Origin of the sequence: Streptococcus sp. 27098_8_82 (assembly GCF_041431615.1) — a bacterium.
GTDB lineage: Bacteria > Bacillota > Bacilli > Lactobacillales > Streptococcaceae > Streptococcus > Streptococcus sanguinis_K.
Map to the genome: position 1 here is coordinate 259,739 of NZ_JAPVYB010000002.1, position 24,968 is coordinate 284,706.

The following is a 24,968-nucleotide window of genomic DNA, read 5'->3' on the forward strand; positions in this document are numbered from 1 at the left end:
TAACATAAAAGCAGTGAAATTTCAATAATTATCTGAAAATTTTTTATTGAAAAACAATTACATACAATTCTATAAAATAAAGAATTTTTCAGGTATATGACTTGATATGTCAAGTTATATTAAACAAAAAACAGTCAAGAATTTGACTGTTTTTGATTACTTTTGTTCTTTCTAATCAAGAGAACGCTTCTTGTAGAACAATTTCATAGCCATGAGCAGAAGCATTTGGCCTGCTAGAAGAAGCCAAGAAGAGTTTTCTCCTGTCTTAGGCAAGGCATGACCTGAAGCAGCTGTCTGCTTATGATTTCCAGAGCTAGCACTTCCAGCATTTCCAGTAGTTCCAAGAGCTGTATGCTGAGGATCTCCTACTTGTCCAGCAAGCGGAGAGCGAGCGAAGCGCTCCTCTGTGTGAGCCAAAACAGATTGGTAATAACGAATATCTTCTTCCTTATTTTGCTCAGCATATGTTTGAGCTAGCAAGTCGTATGTTGCCTTAGCTTGTGCTTGAACTGCAGTTAAAACTGCTACTTTTGCTTCTTGATCTGTTTGGGCTGTAAGAGCTGCTTGGTAAGCAGCCTGAGCTGCGGCTAGTTTAATTTTAGCTTGTTCCAAGTTTTCTTCTGCATTTTCAAGATTTGACAATGACTCTTTAGCCATTTGCAAAGCTGCTTCAGCTTCTGTAACAGCTTTTTCAAGATTAGTCTTTCTTTCTTTTGCTGCATTCAAAGCTGCGTCTAGCTGAGCCAACTTATCTGATTCAGTTTTTAGAGCTTCTTGAGCTGCGGCAACTGTCGCTTGAACAGCAGTCAGAGCTTCTTGGGCCTGAGTTAATTTCTCTGCTTTGGTCTTGTCATCCAAGTTTGAGTTTTGCAGGGCTGCTTGTGCTGCTGCTAAAGCCGCTTGATCAGCTGCCAACTTCTCTTGAGCTGCAGCAAGAGCTGCTTGGGCCTGAGCAGTTGCTGACTCACCTGCTTGAGCTTGGGCCTGAGCCAGTTGCTGATTGGCTTGCTCTAAGGCTGCAGCCTTCCGATTGTAAGTGGTTTGAGCAACTCCCTTAGACGCCAGAGCCAGTTGATTAGCCTTGAAGGCAGCGTCATAGGCAGTTTGAGCCTTAGCTACTTCCTGCGGATCTACTTTTGCTGTTGCAGCTTTGCCTGTAATCGGGCTAGCATTGAAATTCTTTTTGCTGGCATATTTGACCTGATCTTCTGACACCATAGTGAAATGAGCCATAGTGATGTCGCTTTCCATTGAGAAATCAACACCCAGATAGTTTTTCTGGCGACCAGTATTGAGACCAGAGATAGAGGTAGCATGTAGCCATTCATAGCCATTAAACATGAATTCAACAACGGAATCATAGATTCGTCTCTTCATTTCAGCCACACTCATTTGGCCAGCTTTTTCTCTCCAAATATAAGCGTTTTCATAATACTGGAGACCTTTGCTCTCTTGCTCAGCACTTGTGGTCATTAAACCATATTCACGCGCTACGCGGTTAATTGCTTTAGCATCGTGATGGTATTTCTCCATCAAATCCCAGTTCCAGTTGTCTTTGCGATATTCTGTTGCCACCTTATCAGCGAAATCAATTGAAGATGGTGTTACAACTACTTCGCCTGTTCCCATCTGAGCACGCAGCTGGTTGATGAGTTCTGAAGCAAACTGTGAAAGTTCCTGACGAACATTCTGTGGAATATTGTTGGTATCAATCAAAGCTTTACTATCTGTAGGATCTGCTACATAACGATTGAGAGCCTTAGCACTGGCATTAAGTGCAGCCAGTCTATTTTGAATCTCATTAGTTTTTTGCTTTGATAAATTCGGTGCGATTAGCTCTCTCAAGGCTGCAATGTATTCCGGCGTCATAGACACACGGTTTTTATTGCTAGAAGCTTCAGTAGTAATTTTTCCAGCTTGAGCCTTTTGCAAAGCCTGTTGAGCTTGGTTCAAGTCTGACTGTGTCTTCTCAGTCGCAGCAGTTTTTTCCTGCAAGTTCTTTTGAGAAGCATCACGAGCCGTCTTAGCCTGAGTCTGGTTGGTCTGAGCTTTTGCAACCTCAGCTTGCTTCTGACTGTCAGTCTGACGAGCTGTAGCTACTTTTGCTTGCGCTTTTTCAACAGCAGACTGGTCAGCTGCCACCTTGTCTTGGGCTGCTTTCACATTTTTTTCTGCTTTAGCTGTAGCGTCCCCACTTAGGTTGGCCCGAGCTTCCTTCACGTCGTTTTGAGCTTTAGCAAGGCGTCCTTCTTGAGTTTTCGCTTGCTCTTGAGCTTCTTTAGTCTTGGCTGCTTGAGCATCACGCTCAGCTTCAGCCGTCTTAGTTGCTTGGTCAGCTTTAGCCAGTTCTGACTTGTTGCTGTCAACTTGAGCTTTTTGATTGCTCTCTTCTTGCCTAGCTGTTTCAATAGCTTCCGGACCAGCTTTATCAGCTGCCTCCTGTGCCCGGTTAGCTTCAGCTTGTGCTTGCTCGACCTGACTTTGAGCCGCAGCAGTGTTTGCCTGAGCTTGAGCCAAATCAGCTTTCCCTTGTGCAACATTGCTGTCGGCTTCTTGTACAAGAGCCTGAGCAGCATCTACCTGTTCTTTCGAAACAGATTCATCCTTTTGTGTGTTTTCTGCCTGTGGTTGGCTTTGACTAACGGGCGCATCAGAATAAGACTGATTATCAACTAATTGATCAGCCTGAACTCCTTCTGCGAGCACCAAAGACAATGCCGCTGCACTGACAGAAAAAGCACTAAGTGTCTTTTTCATTGTCAATATAATCTCCTCCACTTTTTCATCATTGTTAAAAACATTGACAAACACATTCTACCATGTTTGTCTTCTGGAAGGAAGACGCTAACACATTTTTTTAAGCATTTTTGGACAGATACATAAAAAATGTTGGACAAATTCCTAAAAAATGTCGGTAAAACCGCCTATAATTTTTACCAATCGACCTCAAATTCAATTTTCAGAGCATCTTAATTTTTTTATTTTTACAATTCAAAGACAGCCATAAAACTAAAAAATATGTAAGATTGATAAGAAAAAGGCCGGAACATTGTCCAGCCTTTTTGTAGCATCCGCTTATTAACGGCGATATTGGCGCAAGAAGCGCGTCATTTTTTCTTGGATTTGAGCTAGCTCATCTACTCGAGGCAGATAAACGATGCGGAAATGATCTGGATCCTTCCAGTTAAAGCCTCGTCCATGGACGAGAAGGACTTTTTCCTGCTTGAGGAAATTGAGCACAAACTGCTCATCATCGTCAATATGATACATGTTCCGGTCAATTTTTGGGAAAATATAGAGACCAGCTTTAGGTTTAACAGCTGACAGTCCCGGGATGTCCTGAATAGCCTGATAGATGAAATTACGCTGCTCATAGATACGACCACCTGGCAAAAGCAGCTCATCCACAGACTGATGACCACCAAGCGAGGTTTGGACGACTTGCTGAGCCAAGACATTGGAGCACAGGCGCATGTTGGAGAGCATGTTTAACCCTTCGATATAACCCTTAACATGGTGCTTAGGTCCAGATAATACCATCCAGCCAACACGGAAGCCTGCGATTCGGTGCGACTTAGAAAGACCATTCATACTGACACAGAAGATATCAGGAGCCAGACTAGCCACAGACGTATGGACATTGCCGTCCATCACCATGCGGTCATAAATTTCATCCGCAAAGATAATGAGATTATTTTGGCGAGCAATTTCCACAATTTCCAGCAGCAGTTCCTTAGGATAAAGCGCTCCCGTTGGATTGTTTGGGTTGATGATAATGATAGCCTTGGTATTAGATGTGATTTTTGACTTGATATCGTCAATATCTGGATACCATTCTGCCTGCTCATCACAGACATAATGAACAGCATTCCCACCAGCCAGACTAACTGCAGCCGTCCAGAGTGGATAGTCTGGCATTGGTACCAGCACCTCGTCCCCATCATCCAGCAAGCCCTGCATGGACATGACAATCAGCTCGCTGACACCATTTCCCAGATAAATATCATCAATATCTACATTAGGAAAATTCTTAAGCTGGCAATACTGCATGATAGCCTTACGGGCTGAAAAAATCCCCTTGGAGTCAGAGTAGCCCTCACTGTCACGCGCATTCATAATCAAATCATGAATGACCTCATCAGGAGCGGTAAAACCAAATTCAGCCGGATTTCCAGTATTGAGGCGGAGAATCTTTTCGCCATTGGCCCGCATGCGCATAGCTTCATCCAAAACTGGACCGCGAATATCATAGGCAACATGTTCCAGCTTGCTGGACTTGTCAAATTCTTTCATTCTTATTTTTCCTCTATTCATCAGAATGTTATCATTATACCACCAGAAAAAGCGATTGACAACAATAAAATAAACTCACTTTTCATCTAATTAAAAAGAGAATTATAGGACAAAAAGCCCCATTCTTTTTCTAATCCCTCAAAGTAAAGGAATCTTTTTCGGCTTGCAATTTTCTGACAGCATTTCCATTTTATCTTTACTTTTTTTCTGAAAAGGGTTACAATAGAAACAAGAAAATAGTTGCAAATCACTCGGACGTTATGGACTGATTGATTTTTGGTCAGCCCAATCATTCTGTGAATGATGCGACGTCCTTTGCCGACCATTTTAGAGGAGGTAGCTCTATGACTCAGAAATATGAAAACATTATGGTTGCTGTGGATGGTTCTCACGAATCCGAACTAGCCTTTGAAAAGGGTGTTAACGTAGCTCTCCGAAACGGCTCTCGTCTCACTATCGCCCACGTCATTGATACCCGGGCTTTGCAAAGTGTCTCAACCTTTGATGCAGATGTTTACGAGGACTTACAGGAAGATGCCAAAAAGCTGACAGCTGAGCTGAAAGAAAAGGCTCAAAAATCCGGTATCAAGTATGTTGACATTGTCATTGAGATGGGCAATCCCAAGACTCTCTTGGCTACAGATATCCCAGAAGAGCATAAGGTAGATCTAATCATGGTCGGTGCTACCGGTCTCAATGCCTTTGAACGGCTGCTAGTTGGATCTTCATCTGAATATATCCTGCGCCACGCCAAGGTTGACTTGCTGGTGGTCAGAGACCCAGAAAAAACTTTATAAAAACTAGAGCAGATGACTGCTCTAGTTTTGTTCTTTCTGCTCTATGCTATGCTGGTAGGCCTGAATCTGTCGTTCCAGTTCTTCTTTGATAGCTCCTTCGGGAGCGTATTTTTCTTCCCAGTCATCTGGTTTGAGAATTTTATGGGTGACGGGGTCAAAGTGAGCTTTCCCGTCTGGGAAAATTTTGCCCATATTAGCCCGATGGACAATATCGAACAGCTGCTCTGGATCTACTCCCATCAGGACAAAACTGCCATAAGTAAAATAAAGAGTATCAATCAAGGCATCTACCTGACCGACTAGAGAAACCTCAGCCTGACTCTTAGAGCGAACCTTGTCAGCAGCCTTGTCAAGCGCTTGATGGAGATAGGCTACAGAACTGTTAAAGTCTTCCTCTGAGTTACTAGCTGCTCGCAGAAACTCTACCAGCTCTTCCAGTTTGAAGCCTGCCCGATAGCGAGCGTCCTGAGGCATCCAGGCAATAGGCTCTTCCTGAGTGCTTTCATCCATGACACTATGGAACTCTTTAACCTTATTAAAGTGATGGTCGCTGCTGGTAAAGACCTTTTCCCTCGCTAGGATTCCAAAATGCTCCAGAGCCTTATGAATCCCATCCTGACTATTGCTGCTAGTTGTATGCTTGGCCACTTCCTTGACCGAGCTGGTGCCATTTCCCATAGCAATGGAGAGACCAACTCCTGATAACATTTCCAAGTCATTGTCAGAGTCACCGAAGGCCATGACCTGATGAATGTCAAAGCCATATTCCTTGCCTACTCGGCGAATCCCCTCTAGCTTAGACGTGTCTTTATTGATAATATCGACCGCATAGGGGCTGCTGCGGGTAAATTTCAAATCAGGGAAGTCTGCTTCAATCTTACGGCTTTCTTCTGGACTGGCCAAAATCAAAGCTTGGTAAATCGGTTCCTGAATCAGCTGCAGGAGATCCTTTTCATGCTGGGGCAAGGCCTTGCTGATGACTTTATTAAATCCATGACTGACTGTTCGCGCCATTCGCTTAGGGATGAAGCGGCTAGTCCACTGGGAGAAAGGGCTCATGCCGAAGGACATAATCTTGGAGCCCAGCATAGCCTCAGCCGTTCCCAAGGAAATCTCTTTCCGATGCTTCTTAGCATAGGAGATTAAATCCCGCAAACTCTGCTTGTCAATGGGACTGGCAGAAATCACTCTGTCTCTTGAAAAAATGTACTGGCCATTGTAGGTCACAGCAAAGTCTAAGTCCAATTGCTCCATAAAAGGTTTGACAAAGAAAGGACCGCGGCCAGTTGCCAAACCGACCAATATTCCTTGCTCCTTTAAACTCTGAATAGCCTTTTCTGTAGATTTCAAAACCGTTCGACTGTCATTGACCAGTGTCCCATCAATATCAAAAAAGACGGCCTTTACTTCCATTGATTTTCTCATTCTTTCCTTTTATGATACAATAAATTATAACACAAAAATGACATACAATCACATGAATTGCAGAAAAGAAAAGCTGGAGTAATATCCATGCAACAGAAATGAAAACTCTATGAAAACATAATGTGAGTTTTCAACTCTGCATTATGACTACAAGGAGAAAAAGGATTTATGACAAAAAAAATCTTGGTCCTGCACACAGGAGGAACCATTTCCATGCAGGCTGACGGATCTGGGGCTGTCGTTACCAATGCTGATAACCCTATGAACCATGTGACCGTTCCGCTTGAGGAGATAGAGACGGAAGTCATTGACTTTTTTAACATTCCCAGTCCTCATATCACACCCCAGCACATGCTCAAGCTTTATCAAAAAATCAAAGCCAGTGCTGACCAATTTGACGGAGTGGTCATTACTCATGGGACAGACACTTTAGAAGAGACCGCTTACTTTCTGGATACTATGCAGCTGCCAAAGATTCCGGTCGTTTTGACCGGGGCTATGCGCAGTTCCAATGAGTTGGGGAGCGACGGAGTCTATAACTACCTGACAGCCCTGCGGGTGGCTAGTGATGAAAAAGCCTGTGATAAAGGCGTGCTTGTCGTTATGAATGACGAGGCACATGCTGCTAAGTATGTAACCAAAACCCACACGACCAATGTCAGCACCTTCCAGACGCCGACTCACGGACCACTTGGTTTGATTATGAAGCAGGAAATTCTCTATTTTAAGACAGCGGAGCCTCGAGTCCGCTTTGACTTGAACAGCATTTCTGGTCTGGTGCCCATCATTCCAGCTTATGCTGGTATGAAGACAGAGCTTCTGGACATGCTGGATTTAGACAAGATAGACGGCCTCATCATAGAGGCATTCGGTGCTGGCAACCTCCCCAAGGAAGTAGCTGACAAACTGGCTGATATGATAGCAGCCGGACTGCCAATCGCTCTGGTCTCTCGCTGCTTCAACGGAATTGCTGAGCCAGTCTATGCTTATGAAGGAGGCGGCGTTCAGCTGCACCAGGCTGGTATCTTCTTCGTCAAGGAGCTCAATGCCCAAAAAGCCAGAATCAAACTGCTCATCGCCCTGAATGCTGGACTCAAAGACCAAGAACTCCAAGATTATATGGAAGGATGAGAATAAAATCCCTATTTATTTTCTTTAAATCAAAAAGTGCTAAGTTTGCTTAGCACTTTTTTGACTCTTTCATATTCTAACACTGGGAAAACTTCATTGAATCGCCGGACTTAAAAGATAACCTCAAACAGAGACGCTAGAATTTCAAAAATATAATCACTTACCATAGGTCACCTCCATTTTCTGAGCTTGCTTAAATGTCTTCGGATAGTGGACTTTGATTGTAACTTTCATAGCTTTTACCTCGCTTATCATTCATTCTTTAAGAGCAAAAACGAAACTCTTGGAGTGTTTGACCTCAAGTTTGGTTCCTAATCTTTTTGTTCTTACTTGGATATAAGGATACAGCCCTAAACTTAAGAATCTCTTATAGATTTCTTAGGGAAAGCTTATAGTCAAAGAGTCCGGCAGCAATCCCTATCTACTATTTGAAAGGAACAAGTCTTTTCAATCAAATACAAAAAACTTCACCGATTGGGTGAAGTTTGTGATTTGTTAGGAGATTTATGATGAAAAAATTCTAAATTATTCTTATTCTTTGAGTGGCTCATACCTCGCAAGTCTTCTTGTCTTCAAGCTTTGGTTATAGGATTTTAAGGGATGTTTACTTTGTCATTGGTCCTACCTCTTTCTTTGATTTGACAATAGTATAATCCCTCAAACTTAAAGCCTACTTATAAATATCTTGCAGGAAACTTAATTCAAAGAACCTTTAATCTAGGTAATCTCGCTTGTCCAAATGAAGAGCAATCAAGTGCCAATTAGAATCTATCCGCCAGTTCGGATCAGCTGTAATCTGGCTGGCAACCTTTCTGGCTTCTTCTAAAATCGGATAATCTTCCACGATGTCTGCCACTTGAAACTCAGGAATACCAGACTGCCGAGTGCCAAAGATTTCTCCAGAGCCTCGCATTTTCAGATCCTCCTCAGCCAGCAGGAAACCGTCGGTCGTCTCAGTCATGATTTTCATGCGGCGCTTGCCCGACTCCGTCTTGGGATTGGCAACAAGGACGGCATAAGACTGCTTGCTCCCTCGGCCGACACGGCCTCTTAGCTGATGAAGCTGGCTGAGTCCAAAGCGGTCCGCATCCATGATGACCATCACAGTAGCATTGGGGACGTTGACTCCGACCTCAATGACCGTGGTGGAAACCAGAATGTCAGTCCGTCCTTCCTTGAAGTCCTGCATAATCGCCTCTTTTTCCTCGCTCTTCATCTTGCCATGAAGCAGAGCCACTTGGGCCTGCTGACCAAAATAGGCTGTCAGTTCTTCTTCTAGGGCAATGGCATTCTTAAGATCCAGCGCCTCAGATTCCTCAATCAAGGGAGAAATAAAGTAGACCTGAGCCCCCTTGTGGAGCTCTTTTTTTAGCCAGTCGAGGACGACTTCCAGCTGCTCATGCTTGACCCAGCGAGTGATGATAGGCTTGCGTCCTGCCGGCATCTGGTCAATAATGGACACATCCATATCACCAAAAGCTGTAATGGCAAGGGTTCTGGGAATTGGTGTCGCCGTCATCATGAGGACATCAGGATTGTCTCCCTTTTCCCGTAAAATCCGACGCTGCTCCACCCCAAAGCGATGCTGCTCGTCAATAATGACCAAGCCCAACGCATGGTAACGGACTCCTTCCTGAATCAGGGCATGGGTTCCGACAATCATGTCCACCTGACCGTTTTCAATCGCTGATAATATCGCCCGGCGTTCAGCTGCTTTCATCCCACCAGTTAGCAGGGCCAGCTTCAATTCTGGAAATAGCTGAGCTAGGCTGTCAAAATGCTGCTCAGCCAAAATTTCTGTTGGAACCATCAGAGCTGACTGAAAGCCAGCTGTATAAACAGCATACATAGCTAGACCAGCGACTACTGTCTTTCCGCTTCCCACATCGCCCTGCAGCAGGCGATTCATGTGGCCAGGCGATCGCAAATCCTGCAAAATCTCTGTCAGACTGCGCTCCTGAGCCGAAGTCAGCTCAAAAGGTAAGCTCTGCTTTTTCTCGGCCACAGCATCCGACTGCCAATCAATTTTTAATCCATTGCTAACAGCCTTGGTTTCTCTCTTTAAGACCTGCAGTTGCATTTGGAAATAAAAGAGTTCTTCAAATTTGACCCGCCTCAAAGCTTGCTTGTAATCAGTCAAATCCTTTGGAAAATGCATAGCCCGCACAGCCTCCACTCTGCTCACTAGCTGGTAGCGTTCCAGCAGGGGCAGGGGCAGATTTTCCTCTAAGAGCAAGTCCAAACCTTGGTCAAAAGCAGTCTTAATCAGCTTGACCAAACTAGCCTGACTAATTCCCTGAGCCAGCCGATAGACAGGCTGCAAGTCGTCCTCTACCTGAGCCAGCAATTTCATACCAGTCAGACTAGCCTTGGCTTTGTCCCACTTTCCAAAGACGGCTATATTCGCTCCCACTTCAATCTTGTCCGCCAGATAAGGCTGGTTAAAGAAATTAACTGCCAGAGCGACTTCCCCTTGCTTGATGGTAAAGCGCAGGCGATTGCGTTTGTAGCCATAATACTGGACATTAGCCGGGGTTACGACCTGACCAGAAACAACCGCCTTTTCTCCATCCTCCAAGTCTAGGACATTCTTACTCTTAAAATCCTCATAACGAAAAGGAAAATAAAGCAGTAAATCCTGCAAGGTCTCTAGACCCAACTTGGCAAATTTTTCTGCTGATTTCGGTCCCACACCAGGCAGAACCGTCAAAGGTTGGTGTAAATTCATAATTCCTCTTTTAGTTCTGATACTGCTGCGGATATAAAATCACAGACAGGGGGACCAAGCTAGAACATTATCAAATACTTCAAGCGGTTCCCTGCATTAATCTTCTTAGTCTTTATAGACCCTCGGTACACGGTCGCTAATCAAGCAAACCACCTCATAGTTAATGGTGCCACGCTTTTCTGCCACATCTGTCACCGTAATGGTCTCCGCTCCGCTATTTCCAATCAACACAACCGGCGTGCCAAGGGGATAAGCCTGAGGCAGACGCACTGTAATTTGGTCCATGGAAACTCGGCCGACAATAGGACAGCGCTGACCATCAATCAAGACATCAAAGCCCTGCATATCCCGTGTCCAGCCATCCGCATAACCCAAAGGAATGGTGCCAATCCACTCTTGAGACTGGCTAGTGTAGGTGGCTCCATAGCCAACATCTGCTTCAGCCTCTACTTCCTTGACATGTACCAATTCTGAGACCAGCGACAGAGCTGGCTTGAATTCATAAGGAAGTTCCAAGGCTCTTCCGCTAGGGTTGAGACCATAGATGATGTCCCCCAGCCGAACTGCATTTAGAACGGTCTCGCTGTGCCAGAGAGAGGTAGCAGAATTACTAGCGTGAACGAGAGGAGGAACACTGTCCAGCTCAGATAAGATCTGATGAAAACGAGTCAGCTGGGCTTCAAACTTATGGTGCTCCGCTTCATCTGCCGTTGCAAAGTGGGTAAAAATTCCCTCCGCGACAGCCCCAGCAGCCTGCAAGCGATGGATTGCCTCCTGAGCTTCCTGACTATCTCGAAAACCAATCCGCCCCATACCAGAGTCAATCTTGATATGAAACTTCAATCCTGTTAAGTCTTTTTCCGCAGCTAAAGCTAAATCCAACCACTCCAGACTGGCTACAGTCAGAGAGACCTTTCCCTTTCTAGCCAGCGGGAGCGCAGACAGATTTGATACTCCTAGCACCAGAATTTTTTTGCCAATGCCAGCTGAGCGCAGCTCCAAAGCTTCATCGATATTAGACACACAAAAGCCATCTACAAGGGGCTCAATGTGCCTAGAAACCTCAATAGCTCCGTGGCCATAAGCATTTGCCTTGGCGACAGCCCACTTCTCTGTCGTCTGAGGCAGATGGGTACTCAATTGTCTAATATTAAAAGCAATAGCAGCTAAATCAATCACTGCCTTGCTGGGTCTATGCAGACTAGCTTTCATCATTTTCCTCCAAAATAACGCTGGCTGTAACTAGGCCAGCAGCATGGCTGATCGAAATCCAAACCTTGCCAGCAAAAGGTGAACGGCTGAAAAAAGGTGCTCCCTGACGGTCGTTTAAAATCTCCAAGTCTTGAAACCTGAGCTTACCAATGCCGGTTCCCCAAGCTTTAGAAAAAGCCTCCTTGGCAGCCCAACGACCAGCCAGAAATTCAATTTTCCGCTTACCGGATAACTCCTCAAAACGAGTAAGCTCCGCCTCCGTCAAGACTTTTTTTGCAAAGCGGGCATTTTTCAGATAGGCTCGCTCAATGGCAGGCAGTTCTTCTATGTCAATTCCGTGTCCTTTTATCATATCATTCTCTGGAAAGGCGACAAAACTCAGCTGGGCCGCCAGCTGAGTTCGTCTTCACCCGACAGTTAGTCCTCTTTACAGGTCAAGACTGTCCCTTTCAATTTTCCTTATTTATCTAAAGTGTTGTAAATTTCTTCAATAAGCTGAACTGTATTGTCCCAGCCTAGGCAAGGATCGGTGATGGATTTACCAAAGACTTCCGGTTCATTTTGCCGGCCATCTTCCAGATAAGACTCAATCATAAAACCACGAACCGCTCTCTTAATCTTTTCGTTCCAATCCCGATTCAGCAAGGTCTGACGTACAATCCTAATCTGTTCCAGATATTGCTTGCCAGAGTTATCGTGATTGGTATCGATGACGATGAAAGGATTCTCCAAGCCCATCTTTTCATAGTAGGAAATGGCATCCAGCATATTTTCATAGTAGAAATTTGGAATGTTCTTACCGTATTCATTGGTAGCCCCACGCAGAATAACGTGAGCCAAAGTATTCCCAGAGGTTTCTACTTCCTGGCCATGAAAAAGGAAAGTCTGCTTATTTTGTGCCGCATAGACAGCGTTAAACATAACTCCCAGATTACCAGAAGTTGGATTCTTCATGCCGACTGGAGCGTCAATACCTGATGCCACAAAGCGGTGCTCCTGGTCTTCAACTGAGCGAGCACCCACAGCATGATAGCTTACCAAGTCGTCCACCAGCACAAGATTAGACGGATAGAGCATCTCATCAGCCGTCGTCAGACCAGTCTCTGTAATGACGCGGTAGTGCAGCTGACGAACAGCCTGCAAACCATTGATAAGACTAGGAGCTTTAGAAGTATCTGGCTGGTGAACCAAGCCCTTATAGCCATCCCCATTGGTCCGCGGCTTAGCAGTATAGACGCGCATGACGATAAAAATCTTATCTGCGACCTTCTTCTGCAGCTCTGACAAACGGCGGGCATACTCCAGCACAGCCTCTTCATTGTCTGATGAGCAAGGACCAATCACCAAGAGAATACGCTCGTCTTCCCCACTGAGAATCTCAGCTAGTTCTTGGTCTCGCTTGTTTTTATGAGTCAAGGCCTGACTAGTCAGTCTGGTTCTGGACTTAATCTGCTCAATGTCAATCTTCTGACCTTTTTCAATAAATGCCATACTATTTTCCTAATGTATCATAAATTTCACGAACTAGCTGTTCTGTATTAGCCCAGCCCAGACAAGGGTCAGTAATGGACTTGCCAAAGACTTCCGGATCGTCCTGACGACCGTCTTCCAGATAAGACTCAATCATAAAGCCACGTACTGTAGCCTTAATCTTTTCATTCCAGTCACGGTTAATCAGAGTCTGGCGAACGATACGGACCTGCTCCAGATACTGCTTACCAGAGTTATCATGATTGGTGTCAATGATGATAAAGGGATTTTCTAAGCCCATTTTTTCATACTGGGCAATGGTGTCCAGCAGATTATCATAATAGTAGTTGGGAATATTCTTACCGTATTCATTCAGAGCACCGCGCAAGATTGCATGCGCCAAGGGATTGCCAGATGTTTCTACTTCCTTACCAGCGAATAGGAAACTCTGCTTGTTCTGAGCTGCATAGATGCCGTTAAACATGACATTGAGATTACCAGAAGTCGGATTTTTCAAGCCAGTCGGAAGATCCGCTCCACTAGCTACAAATCGGTGCTGCTGGTCTTCGACCGAGCGAGCTCCTACAGCCATGTAAGAAATCAAATCATCTACCAGAGGCAGATTTTCCGGATAGAGCATCTCATCAGCTGTGGTCATGCCTGTCTCGGAAATAACCCGATAGTGCAAATTGCGGACTGCCTTGATGCCATTAATCAGACTTGGAGCAGCAGTCGCATTAGGCTGATGAATGAGCCCTTTGTAGCCATCTCCGTTCGTCCGAGGCTTGGCAGTATAAACCCGCATGACCATGAAAATACGGTCTTTTACTTCTTCTTGGAGAGCAGATAGACGCTTGGCATACTCTAGCACCGCTTCTTCGTTATCTGAAGAGCAGGGGCCGATAACCAAGAGAATGCGGTCATCTTGACCACGCAGAATTGCTTCCAACTCTCGGTCACGCTTTTCCTTGCGAGCTAACATGTCGCCTTCTAGCTTAGCAAGTTGGCGAACTTCTGCCACATCAATGGGTTGACTAGTTGCTTTAAAGGTCATCTATTCTCCTTCTTTTATGCTTACTTTTTACGGCCGTGACAGTTCTTGAACTTCTTGCCAGAACCACATGGACAAGGGTCATTTCTCTTTACATTGGACAGGTCTACATTCTCGGGCATATTTGGCGCCTTAGCAGAGATATTGCGGGTAGCTGTTGTACTGATAGCCCGCTCTGTCCGAGGACGCTCTTGCTCATGAATCTGTGCTTTCATCATCAGACGAGTCACATCAAACTCAATAGAACCAATCATGTCGTTGAACATACGGAAGCTTTCTGCTTGATATTCGACAACTGGGTTATTTTGTGCATAACCGCGCAGTCCAACAGCATTGCGCAGCTGGTCAAGGGCGTCGATATGGTCAGTCCACTTGCTGTCCACCACGCGCAGAATCAAGACCTTCTGGAATTCACGCACAGCTTCTTCGTCTCGCAGCTTAGCAATCTGACTGTCGTAGACTTCCAATGCACGTTCAAACAGATAATCTTTGATTTCTTGGTCAGACTTGCCTTCCAAATCGCTGTCTGAAATAGAATCTTCTGAAACTAAGTTATACTTAGCAAAGTTTAAAATCGCTTCAATCTTATCATCCTGATCAGAGTGGCTGCTACCATCAACGATACGGTTGATCGTCCGTTTAATCATAGCATGGATTTCAGGACTGAGGTCACGGTCAGCAGTAATGACATCGTGGCGCTCAGCATAGATAATTTCCCGTTGCTCACGCATCACATCATCATATTGCAGGACTTGTTTCCGCGTATCGTAGTTATTTCCTTCGACACGCTTCTGAGCTGCCTCTACCTGACGGGTCAGCATGCCAGACTTGATAACAGAATCTTCGTCACTAAGATTCATTCGATCCAAGAGGGCTTTAATGCGCTCTGAGCCAAAGCGACGCATAAGCTCATCTTCCAGTGACAGGTAGAATTGTGACTCACCTGGATCACCCTGACGGCCTGAACGTCCGCGCAGCTGATTGTCAATCCGGCGACTTTCATGGCGCTCTGTACCAATAACGCAGAGTCCCCCCAGTTCGCGGACACCTTCACCCAACTTGATATCAGTTCCCCGTCCGGCCATATTGGTCGCAATAGTAACCGCACCGCGTTGGCCGGCGTTCATGATAATTTGTGCTTCTTTATAGTGGTTTTTCGCATTAAGAACTTCGTGAGGAACCCCAGCTTCTACCAATTTCTTAGAAATATAATCACTAGTCTCAACCGCAACAGTACCAACCAGAACTGGCTGCCCTTTTTCATGACGTTCTTTAACATCCTGCACAACTGCCTTAAACTTAGACTCAATACTTGGGTAGAGCAGGTCAGAATGGTCAATACGCGCTACCGGACGGTTGGTTGGAATCGGAATAACACGAATGTTATATGTTTCGCGGAACTCTTCTTCCTCCGTCTTAGCTGTACCTGTCATACCGGACAGCTTCTTATACATACGGAAGAGGTTCTGATAAGTAATGGAAGCAGAAGTCTTTGTTTCTTCCTGAATCGGCACACCTTCTTTAGCTTCAATCGCTTGGTGGAGACCGTCAGAGTAACGACGTCCTTCCATTGTCCGACCGGTAAACTGATCGACAATCAGAATTTCCTGATCTTCACTGACCACATAGTCAATGTCAAGGAGCATGATGTAGTTAGCTCGCAGGGCATTGTCGATAAAGTGAGTCAGGGCAACATTTTCAATATCATAGAGATTGTCCAGCTTGAAGTAACTTTCTGCCTTGTCAATACCTGAGTCAGACAAACCAATCGTCTTAGACTGAACATCGATGATGTAGTCGTCCTTATCCAGAGATTTGACATAGTGATCAGCCATATGATAAAGCTGGTTGGTATCTGAAGAAACCGGTCCTGATACAATCAACGGTGTCCGCGCTTCGTCAATCAGGATTGAGTCCACCTCATCGACCAAGGCATAATTGAGTGGGCGCTGCACCATGTTTTCAGCACGAACTACCATGTTATCACGCAGGTAGTCAAAGCCGATCTCAGCATTGGTTGAATAGGTAATGTCGCAAGCATATGCTTCTTTCTTCTCAGATGGAGACTTAGCTGCCAGATTAATACCGACAGAAAGCCCCAGCCAAGAGTAAAGTTCACCCATTTCGGTCGCGTCACGTTCAGTCAGGTATTCATTGACTGTTACAACGTGCACACCTTTTCCTGCAAGGGCATTTAGGTAAACTGGCATTGTCGCTGTCAAGGTTTTTCCTTCACCGGTACGCATCTCTGGAACGTCACCATGATGGAGAACAATCCCTCCCATAACCTGAACCTTATAAGGGAAAAGACCCAACACTCGCTTAGCTCCTTCACGGACAACCGCAAAAGCTTCAAATAAGAGCTGATCTAAAGTTTCACCATCAGCATAGCGTTTCTTGAATTCTTCTGTTTTTGCCTGAAGTTCTTCATCAGACAAGGCCGCCATTTCGTCTTCATAAGCCAAGACTTTGTCAGCCATTTTTTCTAATTTTCTTAATTCACCTTTATCATTTTCAATGATAGTCTTTAAAATATTCGCCATTTTTTTCCTTACTATATAATAATCTTTCTGATTTTTAGAATGTTCTTTTCATTATAGCATGTTTTCCTATATCTTTCAAGAATGAAAAAAGCAAAAAAGCTTCATTAGACTGTACTTACAGAACTGGGAGATGGCAAGATATCTAAGCTAAAAAAGAAAAGGCAGAGGTCTTGCTCTGTCTTTTCGAGTCCAAACAATACAAAGATAAAAAGTGTTCTTTTTGCTAAAGAGACCTTTTTCCGATAGTGTCTAACACTCCTTGGACATTCTACCCCTCTTTTGGCTACTTAAAATCCAGCAAGCGCATGGTGTCTTGGGCAATCATCAATTCTTCATTGGTTGGAAGAATGAGAATTTTAGCCTGCGACTGGGAATTTTGGATAAAGAGCTGTCCTTGCTCGTTAGCTGCCTGATTTAAAGAAAGTCCTAAGCAATTGAGCTTTTGAACGACCAAGCTGCGGATCAAGGCTGAATTCTCCCCGATTCCAGCGGTAAAGACCAAGGCATCCAGACCATCTAAATCTGTGATGTAGCTTGCAATAGTCTGAGCGATACGGTTGACAAACATATTAACTGCTAGACTAGCTTTTTCATCGCCTCTGTCACAAGCCTCCAAAACATCTCTTAAATCATTGCTAAGCTGGGAGATCGCTAGCAGACCGGATTCTTTATTGAGGACATCACTTAATTGCTGAGCTGATAATTTTTCCTGTTCTAGCAGGAAAGGGAGAATCATAGGGTCAATATCACCTGAGCGGGAGCCCATCATCAGGCCAGCCAAGGGGGTGAATCCCATCGAAGTATTGACAGACTGACTATTTTTAATGGCGCAAATACTAGCACCATTGCCCAAATGGCAGTTGATAATCTTCAAATGCTCAGCAGCTTCTCCTTGCCCTTCCCAAATCTCCTTTACCTTTTGAGCAATATACTTGTGACTCGTTCCATGGAAACCATACTTTCTCAAACCGTATTTATGATAGTAATCCCAGGAAAGAGGATAGAGATAATAAGATTCTGAAAGGCTTTGATGAAAGGCCGTATCAAACACAGCCACTTGTCCTGTCTCCGGCAGCGCCTTTTGAAAAGCTCGAATCCCTACCAAGTTGACAGGGTTATGGCTAGGAGCCAAGAAAGACAGCTTCTCAATGATGGATAGCACTTGCTTGTCTATCAAAGCTGAATCATCAAAGGATTCTCCACCATGGGCTACGCGATGACCAACCCCATCTATCTCGTCCAGAGAAGCAATCAGCTTCCGCTCCAAAAGAAAGTTCAGCAGGTAATCCACTGCAAATTGATGCGAAGGAATAGCCAGCAGTTCCTTTTCTTTTTGACCTTCAAATTCAATCTTAAAAATGCCTTCCTTTAAGCCAATCTTTTCAAAAATTCCTTTCACCAAAAGGCTTTCATCAGGCATACTGAGCAGTTGAAATTTTAATGACGAACTGCCCGCATTAATCGCAAAAATTTTTTTAGACATATTTTTCTCCTGAGCAATGAAAACAGTGATTTTTTCAAATAACGTTTTTTGAAAACTGAAATTTTCCATTGCTACTTGTTAGATAAATAAGCTAGCTTCAACTGGTCGGCTAGCTTATTTACTATTTTATATATTACATAGCATTGACTGCCAAGACAGCCAAGACAGCGCCGATAGTCGGTCCTACAATTGGCACCCAAGCATAAGCCCAGTTTGCATCTCCTTTATTCGGAACTGGCAAGAGGGCATAAGCAAGGCGCGGACCGAAGTCCCGAGCTGGGTTGAGGGCAAAACCTGTCGTCGAACCCAAAGACAAGCCGACCGCCATAATGAGGAAGCCAACTAAGAGTGGAGTGAGTCCAGGCGTGATTTCGCCGTGCGTTATCATCAAAAGTGCAAAGATGAAGAAGAAAGTCGCAACGATCTCGCTGAGCAAATTAAATGCTGGATTCTGGATGGCTGGTCCAGTAGCAAATACGCCAACTGAGTTGCCTTCTTCTGCCTTGGTTTGTTTGAAATGGGGATAATAGAAGAGCACTACAATAGCCGCTCCGACAAAAGCCCCTAGAATCTGAGCGATGATATAGCCCACCACTTGTTCCCAAGGGAAGATGCCACCCACCGCAAAGGCAATAGTGACAGCTGGGTTAAGGTGACCGCCAGTATTATAAAATCCTGCCGTATAGACACCCAAGGTCACTGCCAAGCCCCAGCCAAATACAACGGTAAACCAATTGGGAGCGAAACCTTTTGCAAGACTCTTATTAAGACTAATAGACGCTCCGATTCCATTCCCAAAAACCATCAGAACCATGGTGCCTAAAAATTCACCTAGATATTTTTCCATACTCCATACTCCTTCATTTCGAAATACTTTATACTCTCTCCTCTATATTGCTTCTACAGCGCAATATAGAGTCTAAGAAAGTATAAGAGAAATATGCTCGTGAAATAGGAGAAAATCCCTAGCTCCAAAGCATGGATTGCAAGCGGTATTCTCTCCTCTGATATTATTTAATTTGCTAGATTGCTTCTCTACAGTCCTACAGCATACTCAGCAATGGACTGGTCTTCCTCAGAACTTCCTCCGCTGACGCCGATACCGCCAATCATCTCTGACTGGCAATAAACAGGAATGCCACCAGCTAAACTAACAACCTTATTGTCAGTCATCGTTTCCAGCTGATAGAGCCACTGGCCAGGCTGAGTTAAAAGTGCTAAATCCTTGGACTGCATCCTCATGCCAACAGCTGTGTAAGCTTTCTTATAAGCCATATCGTTACTCACTAACAAGGCATTTTCCATACGATAGGTCATCACGACTTGTGCTGCTGGATCAACCACCGTTATCACGACGGCTAGTCCCAGCTCTTCAGCCTTGTGTCTGGCCCTTGTTACCAATTCCCAGGCATCCTGATAGATATTTGTGAAAAGAACAGGCTCTTTATCCAGTAAGGTTTGGCATCTGGCAAGGACTTTTTGGATGATGATGTCCTGAAATTCTGAGTTTCCTTCCCAGCTTGATAGTTCTGGACTGCTGAGCTCGTCTTTCTCTCTATCTCTAGCCATCCATTTCACCTCTTTTCAGTAGTTAGCTCGGCCATCTTTTTGAATCGATCGGAACAAGTCAAAAAGATGTTTCTAACAGGTCAGATTTTTTAAACGGGACTCCCTTGACCAAACGCGCTGCATTTGAGCCAAATAGGCGCAAGACATGGTCTGGTATAGCAGAATAATCTTTGATACGATAGATAAATTTTTCAAGCGGCAAGTTACGATAATGGAGGACTGCATCTCGCCCGTCACAGGCAATCCCTACTAAAAGCTGGGATTGATTTGCAGCCACATGCGCTAGTGATACAGGATCGCTAAGTTCATCTGGGCTGACCAGACTAAATGGGATACCTTCCTCTTCGATACCGTAGCCGATTTGTGCCACCTTATCCGCAGGAGCATCGTCCGTAGCAATAAGCCTAATGGTGGGCTTTCTAGTATAAGCTAATTCCATAGTCGACCCCCCATTTCTCTCTGACATAGGTCAAAATCAGTCCGGTCGCTACTGCATTTCGAGGCCCTACCAAGCCACGCACATTACCTCGACCAGCTACAATGGCATGCTGAGAGAGGGCTTCGGTCACTAGCTGAGGTATTTCAAAGTCCAAAGCTGAGCCACCCACGATGACAACGAAAGGAATGTCTCGAATATTTTGAGTGGGGCTGACACGCTTGAGAGCCCGAACCGCATTGATAACAAAGACTCTTTCCTTGGCTGACTGCCGAACGAGTTTGATTTTCTCGATAGAGTAGTCTCCGTCATCAATAGGAACAAATTCATCATTTTCCTTGACGATGACGACTCTGGCAAACAAATCTCCAGACAGCGGCTTGTCAAAAAATTGAACAGTCCCGTCTTCATGCCGGATATGGAAAAGACTTTCTACCTTAGCCAGAGGATATCGTTTGATGTCCTCTGCAAGATGATGATTTTCCAGTCCCAACTCCGAATTGATCAGCATGGTTACCATATCACCGGCACCAGCTAGATGGACAGCCAAGATTTGACCCCTGCTATCGATAATGGAAGCATCTGTCGAGCCTGCCCCTAAGTCCAAAATAGCCAAGGGGCGATCCGTCCCTGGTGTAGTCAGAGCCCCGAGGATAGCTGATTCAGCTTCTGCTCCACCGATTTCTACGGTAATACCCAGCTCTCGTTCGACTTCTTGGGCAATGATGGACATTTGCAGCTTGTCAGAATTTACCATAGAGGCAATGCCGACAGCCTGCTCCATAGAAAATTCTCCAGCCACACCACCACGCACAGAAATCGGAGCAAAAGTATTGACGGCCAGTAAGTCACGGATATAAATATCGGAAGGCTCTTTCTCGGTCAAGTCAGCCATGGTTTGACGAACCTTCTCCAGCATGCCTCCAACATTGGTGCCTGCTTCTCCAACAACATTGCTAATCTCGCCAGCATAGACGATTTTCTCCATAATCTCATCGGCGCCCTTAGAAATATCCACCTTTAAGGTATGCTCCTTGCCGATAATTTGGATACTACCTGCTGGAATCGTCCGAGCCTGAACGTCACCTGCCGGTGTCTTAATCACGACAGCCGAGCGATTGCCAATGAGGGCACGGGCAATGGGAACGATGCTTTTCGTCTCTTCTGCACTCAAGCCAAAGACCGTAGCAATGCCATAGGGATTGGATAATTGGGAAATTACCTTCCCCTGCTCTACCACTTCAACAGCAGCTTGCATGCCCAAAGGAACCTTGTCAATAAAGAGAATCTCATCCACGATTGGAATCTTTTGGCTAATGCGGTTGTTGACCAGGACCCCATCATCCGCCTGCAGAATGGCAGCGGTAATCTGATAGCCCTTGGCTAGATAGGCATTGATCAGCTGGGCAACCAAGTCAAAATCAATGACCTTCGGCACTACTACAATGTATTTCCCATCAATCGGATGATGAACCAAATCAAGAATATCCACTGTCAGTCCAATCCCCAGACCCAGACCGCCTGGAGTACGGGGATTATGACCAATCATGGTAGACTCAGTAATGACCGTCTCTGTGATGGTTTCCATGGCAACATCGCCGATAACAGGCGTCGCTTCATTGATCCGAATCAAATCAACTTGTCCCAACTCAAGCGGTGTTTGCTCCATCAATTTTCTCAGAGATTGATAAATCCCGTGGACATTTTCCTTGGTCCCCTTGATACCTGTTGTATCCGCAATGGCTGAGGCAAGAAAGTGAATGCTTCCATCATCTTGCACTTCAGCTAAGGCAGACTCGGTCGAAGAATTTCCTATGTCTACTCCAATGATTCGTTTCACATTTTCACCTCCACCAAGATTAGGCTATTTTGAGCAGCATTTATAAAAGAAGTGACAATAATCTTTTTTCAACCCAAAATAGCCTTGGTAAAACCGGATTAGTTGTCACCTTTCAACTTCTTGCGGCGCTCATAATTTTCAGCGGCTTCTCTGACAAAGCCTGCACAGATAACAGCTCCATATTGGTTTTCCAATTCATTGGCAATATCCAATAATTCCTGTTTGGAAGACCGGTAAGGGCGCAGGGCATTGTAGATTTCCAGCACACGCGCATCCGGAACCTTGGTCAGTTCCGCAGCCCGAGAAAAGTTATACTGGATTGCTTCGCGGCCGGCATTCTTAGCAATTTCACCTTGCTTGATCAAAATCTCTGGCTTAATCCGCAAATCCTCCGCTGTTACATAGCCAGACAAGATATTTTCCAGTGTAATATCTTCGAATTTCTTATCCTGACCAACCTTTATCCAGTCTGGGTGTTTTTTAGAAATAGGATAATCAGCCGCTGTCGCTTCATCAGAACTGACAGGACGATTGGCTGCTCCTTGATTAGTTGAGCCGCTGTCGCTTAGCTCGGCTAATATTTGTTTTACTAATGTTTCTACTGATTCACTCATTCTGATTTCTCCTTGTAGACATCATATGCATCAAATCACCTGACATTCATCAGCTGGTTTTCCTCTTTTAACCAGTTTCGTTTCCTTAATATGCAGTAAGGCTGAGTAAGCTTGGTACTTAGGACGAGCCATTTGGTCATTAAGGGTTGGCACCGGATTTGGTGTTTCACCCTTGGCATACTTAGCAGCATTTTTACCAATCAAACGATAGGTTTCAGGAGTTAACAAAGGTGCCTGCGGGAAGAGTTCCAGATTACTGAGCGGTGGCAAATCACGTTGGTGAATAACCGTTGTTCCCTTAGACTGAACACCGATAGAAATGCCAGAACCAGACAAGTGGTCTCCTTCTACCGCTACAAAGGCAACGTCAGAAGAACGATAGACCTTGACAATGCGAGCCTTGAGCCCTTCTTCTTCGATACCAGCCACCAGCTGACGCAGTACTTCCGTATGAGGAATGTCCACCATCGTCTTCACCTGCTGTTCTCCAAAGGCAGGTCCAACTGCAATAACGACTTCATCCGTTGACTGGCTAGGTTTAGCCACACCAACTGTACGGATGACAGCTTTTTCATTGGACACAGGCTTTGTGACAGGCTTTTCGCTTGTTTCAGCAGCTGTTTCGTTGGTATTGACGCTCATCTCTTTCATCACTTCTGCAATAATGGAGCGCAGTAAAGTTTCATTTATCTCTGTCATCTTAGCTCCTCCTATACATCACGCGGGTCAATCGCTTTAGGAATGTCTTTGACTTTTTCCCATTCTTCGCCGACCAGACGATGGCCTGTACCGACACCAACATAGTCATTCGGTGAATTCACCGCTGAAATAACATTCCAATCCCGATCAAAGATAGCAGATGTTTGCAGGAAATCCCCTGCTACACGTTGCTTGAACAAATTGAGCAACTCATTGGCAACTTCTGGGAAGCCATTATTAGCCAAGGCTTTGATCAAATCAGCCCCTTGAACTCCGCGTTCCAGAATACCTTGAGCAGCCTTGATGTCTTCAACCTTATCCCGCTCTGGCATATCTTTAGAGCCATGAGCATAGGTAGCTGCTTCGACTTCTTCGTCAGTAATCGGCGGCAGACCCAAGCCCTTGAAAAGAGCTTGCATAACGCGTGCTGCCTTGTTCCGAACCTTTACAACTTCCTCTTCTCGTACAGGACGAAGACCACCGTCTACCCGCAGGTCACGTTGCAAGACATTGTAGTCGTCAAAATCTTCCGCATCCCAGTTAGATCCGGCAAACATATTGTCATAGTTTGGTGTAGCAGAGTAGCCAGAGTTGATAAAGTCTGTACCTGGCGCAAACTGCATCAAAGTCCGAACAGAGCGACGTAAGTCTGAGTGAGTAAAGGTTTGGTCATTTGATGAAGCACATTCCAAATCCAGCATGCTGGCAATCAAGTTTTCAGCAACGACCGCCCGAATACCACTCGGAACAGCTGCTGGAATACCGATACAGCTTACTGATCCATTCTGAGTTCCTTGAACCCCAGCTGCTTTTGTTACATAGAGACAGCGAGCTTCCAGATAGAGCATGGACTTGCCTTCGGCTTGTCCCATCTGCACTTCAGACCCTGTACCAGAAGTGAAGCGCATCTTAAGTCCACGAGAGGCATAGGCTGAAGCCAGAAAGGCCTTGGACCAAGGTGTATCATCTCCATCAGTGAAGACATCTTCTGTACCATAAACAGAAATGGTCTCAGCATAGGCCGTAAAGCCACGCATACCAAATTCTAGCTCTGTCGCTTCTTCCAAGGAGCACTGAGTCAGTACCCCAGGACGGCCCACTTGGGAGCCAATCATCAGAGACAGAGCATTGAAAGGAGCATAACGCACTACGGCAACCGTTGTTTCCTGTTCTGCAAAACCGCGCAGAGCTCCTTCAGCCGCATCTGCTGCAATCTGAACTGGGTTATCATTGACGTTAGTGACGTGGGCTTGAGTAGCTGTTTGCTTACGGGTCCGCATCTTTTGCAGACACATCATGATTTCCACGACATTCATCTGATTGACTACTTCAATGATTTTAGCCGGAGTCATGGCCTTGGTCAGCTTGATGATTTCTGTCCGAGGCACATTCGGTGTCAATATTTTATTGGCAATCTCTCTTGAGTCCATCTGAATAACTTCTTCAGCTCGACTCAGGTCAATCCCGTAGTTAGCAATGAACTGGTCAATCAGGTCAAATTCTTCTTTTGGTTTGCCGTCTAACTCAACCACTTTCCCATTTTGAATCTTGATACTGGGTTTAGGATCATTGGGGCTTTCCATAGCCACTAAACCTTCTTCAACCCATTCTTTTACAAATCCATCTTGGTTGATAGGGCGTTCGCTTAATACTTCAAAACGTTTGGATCTCATACCG

Annotated in this window: 19 protein-coding genes; 2 read left to right on the forward strand and 17 right to left on the reverse strand. The window is 45.1% G+C overall.

What is annotated here, in order from left to right; all coding sequences use genetic code 11:
• Positions 1 to 171: 171 nt before the first annotated feature.
• Both O3627_RS04615 and O3627_RS04620 read right to left on the reverse strand, forming a co-directional pair.
• Positions 172 to 2,757, reverse strand: a complete 2,586-nt coding sequence (locus tag O3627_RS04615) for an SEC10/PgrA surface exclusion domain-containing protein (protein ID WP_371621299.1) — start codon at positions 2,755 to 2,757, stop codon at positions 172 to 174.
• Positions 2,758 to 3,078: 321 nt separating this feature from the next.
• Positions 3,079 to 4,293 (reverse strand): pyridoxal phosphate-dependent aminotransferase, encoded by a 1,215-nt coding sequence (locus tag O3627_RS04620; RefSeq protein ID WP_009659361.1) that lies wholly within the window; start codon positions 4,291 to 4,293, stop codon positions 3,079 to 3,081.
• A gap of 344 nt (positions 4,294 to 4,637) precedes the next feature.
• Here O3627_RS04620 and O3627_RS04625 point away from each other — a divergent pair, with 344 nt between their 5' ends.
• A complete protein-coding gene (locus tag O3627_RS04625; RefSeq protein WP_002896311.1) occupies positions 4,638 to 5,090 on the forward strand; it encodes a universal stress protein in 453 nt (150 codons plus the stop codon).
• Between the two features lie 21 nt (positions 5,091 to 5,111).
• Here the strand turns inward: O3627_RS04625 and O3627_RS04630 are convergent, their stop codons facing one another.
• Entirely contained in the window at positions 5,112 to 6,503 is a 1,392-nt protein-coding gene (locus O3627_RS04630; RefSeq protein WP_343091975.1) for a Cof-type HAD-IIB family hydrolase, read from the reverse strand.
• Positions 6,504 to 6,683: 180 nt separating this feature from the next.
• Between O3627_RS04630 and O3627_RS04635 the strand changes: the two genes are divergently transcribed.
• Positions 6,684 to 7,646: an asparaginase gene (locus tag O3627_RS04635; RefSeq protein ID WP_343091946.1), complete on the forward strand. Its 963-nt coding sequence runs from the start codon at positions 6,684 to 6,686 to the stop codon at positions 7,644 to 7,646.
• A 712-nt stretch (positions 7,647 to 8,358) separates the two neighbouring features.
• Here O3627_RS04635 and recG read toward each other — a convergent pair.
• The 14 genes from recG to O3627_RS04705 all read right to left on the reverse strand — a co-directional run bounded on the left by recG (position 8,359) and on the right by O3627_RS04705 (position 24,964).
• Positions 8,359 to 10,374 (reverse strand): ATP-dependent DNA helicase RecG, encoded by a 2,016-nt coding sequence (gene recG / locus O3627_RS04640; RefSeq protein ID WP_343091945.1) that lies wholly within the window; start codon positions 10,372 to 10,374, stop codon positions 8,359 to 8,361.
• Between the two features lie 105 nt (positions 10,375 to 10,479).
• On the reverse strand, positions 10,480 to 11,586 hold the full coding sequence (gene alr / locus O3627_RS04645) for an alanine racemase (protein ID WP_312022696.1): 1,107 nt from the start codon (positions 11,584 to 11,586) through the stop codon (positions 10,480 to 10,482).
• Positions 11,576 to 11,938 (reverse strand): holo-ACP synthase, encoded by a 363-nt coding sequence (acpS, locus tag O3627_RS04650; RefSeq protein WP_125381944.1) that lies wholly within the window; start codon positions 11,936 to 11,938, stop codon positions 11,576 to 11,578. Before acpS ends, alr begins: the two co-directional genes overlap by 11 nt.
• A gap of 107 nt (positions 11,939 to 12,045) precedes the next feature.
• Entirely contained in the window at positions 12,046 to 13,077 is a 1,032-nt protein-coding gene (locus tag O3627_RS04655) for a 3-deoxy-7-phosphoheptulonate synthase (protein WP_343091944.1), read from the reverse strand.
• Position 13,078: 1 nt separating this feature from the next.
• Positions 13,079 to 14,110, reverse strand: a complete 1,032-nt coding sequence (locus tag O3627_RS04660) for a 3-deoxy-7-phosphoheptulonate synthase (protein WP_125381947.1) — start codon at positions 14,108 to 14,110, stop codon at positions 13,079 to 13,081.
• A gap of 20 nt (positions 14,111 to 14,130) precedes the next feature.
• Positions 14,131 to 16,650 carry a preprotein translocase subunit SecA gene (gene secA, locus O3627_RS04665; RefSeq protein WP_002911859.1) on the reverse strand — a complete coding sequence of 840 codons (2,520 nt, stop codon included), beginning with the start codon at positions 16,648 to 16,650 and terminating at the stop codon, positions 14,131 to 14,133.
• A 283-nt stretch (positions 16,651 to 16,933) separates the two neighbouring features.
• Positions 16,934 to 18,133, reverse strand: a complete 1,200-nt coding sequence (locus O3627_RS04670) for an acetate/propionate family kinase (protein WP_075202734.1) — start codon at positions 18,131 to 18,133, stop codon at positions 16,934 to 16,936.
• A 133-nt stretch (positions 18,134 to 18,266) separates the two neighbouring features.
• Complete coding sequence (locus tag O3627_RS04675) at positions 18,267 to 18,980, reverse strand: MIP/aquaporin family protein (protein ID WP_002910465.1); 714 nt, start codon at positions 18,978 to 18,980, stop codon at positions 18,267 to 18,269.
• A gap of 188 nt (positions 18,981 to 19,168) precedes the next feature.
• Complete coding sequence (locus O3627_RS04680) at positions 19,169 to 19,702, reverse strand: heme-binding protein (protein WP_048774151.1); 534 nt, start codon at positions 19,700 to 19,702, stop codon at positions 19,169 to 19,171.
• Between the two features lie 58 nt (positions 19,703 to 19,760).
• Positions 19,761 to 20,141, reverse strand: coding sequence for a glycerol dehydratase reactivase beta/small subunit family protein (locus O3627_RS04685; RefSeq protein WP_125381949.1), 381 nt, complete (start codon positions 20,139 to 20,141; stop codon positions 19,761 to 19,763).
• Positions 20,122 to 21,978 carry a diol dehydratase reactivase subunit alpha gene (locus O3627_RS04690; protein WP_125352172.1) on the reverse strand — a complete coding sequence of 619 codons (1,857 nt, stop codon included), beginning with the start codon at positions 21,976 to 21,978 and terminating at the stop codon, positions 20,122 to 20,124. Before O3627_RS04690 ends, O3627_RS04685 begins: the two co-directional genes overlap by 20 nt.
• Before the next feature lie 98 nt (positions 21,979 to 22,076).
• Positions 22,077 to 22,592: a diol dehydratase small subunit gene (locus O3627_RS04695; RefSeq protein ID WP_002903911.1), complete on the reverse strand. Its 516-nt coding sequence runs from the start codon at positions 22,590 to 22,592 to the stop codon at positions 22,077 to 22,079.
• 30 nt (positions 22,593 to 22,622) lie between these two features.
• Positions 22,623 to 23,291: a propanediol/glycerol family dehydratase medium subunit gene (locus O3627_RS04700; RefSeq protein WP_002898192.1), complete on the reverse strand. Its 669-nt coding sequence runs from the start codon at positions 23,289 to 23,291 to the stop codon at positions 22,623 to 22,625.
• 11 nt (positions 23,292 to 23,302) lie between these two features.
• Complete coding sequence (locus O3627_RS04705; protein WP_002896348.1) at positions 23,303 to 24,964, reverse strand: propanediol/glycerol family dehydratase large subunit; 1,662 nt, start codon at positions 24,962 to 24,964, stop codon at positions 23,303 to 23,305.
• Positions 24,965 to 24,968: the final 4 nt, after the last annotated feature.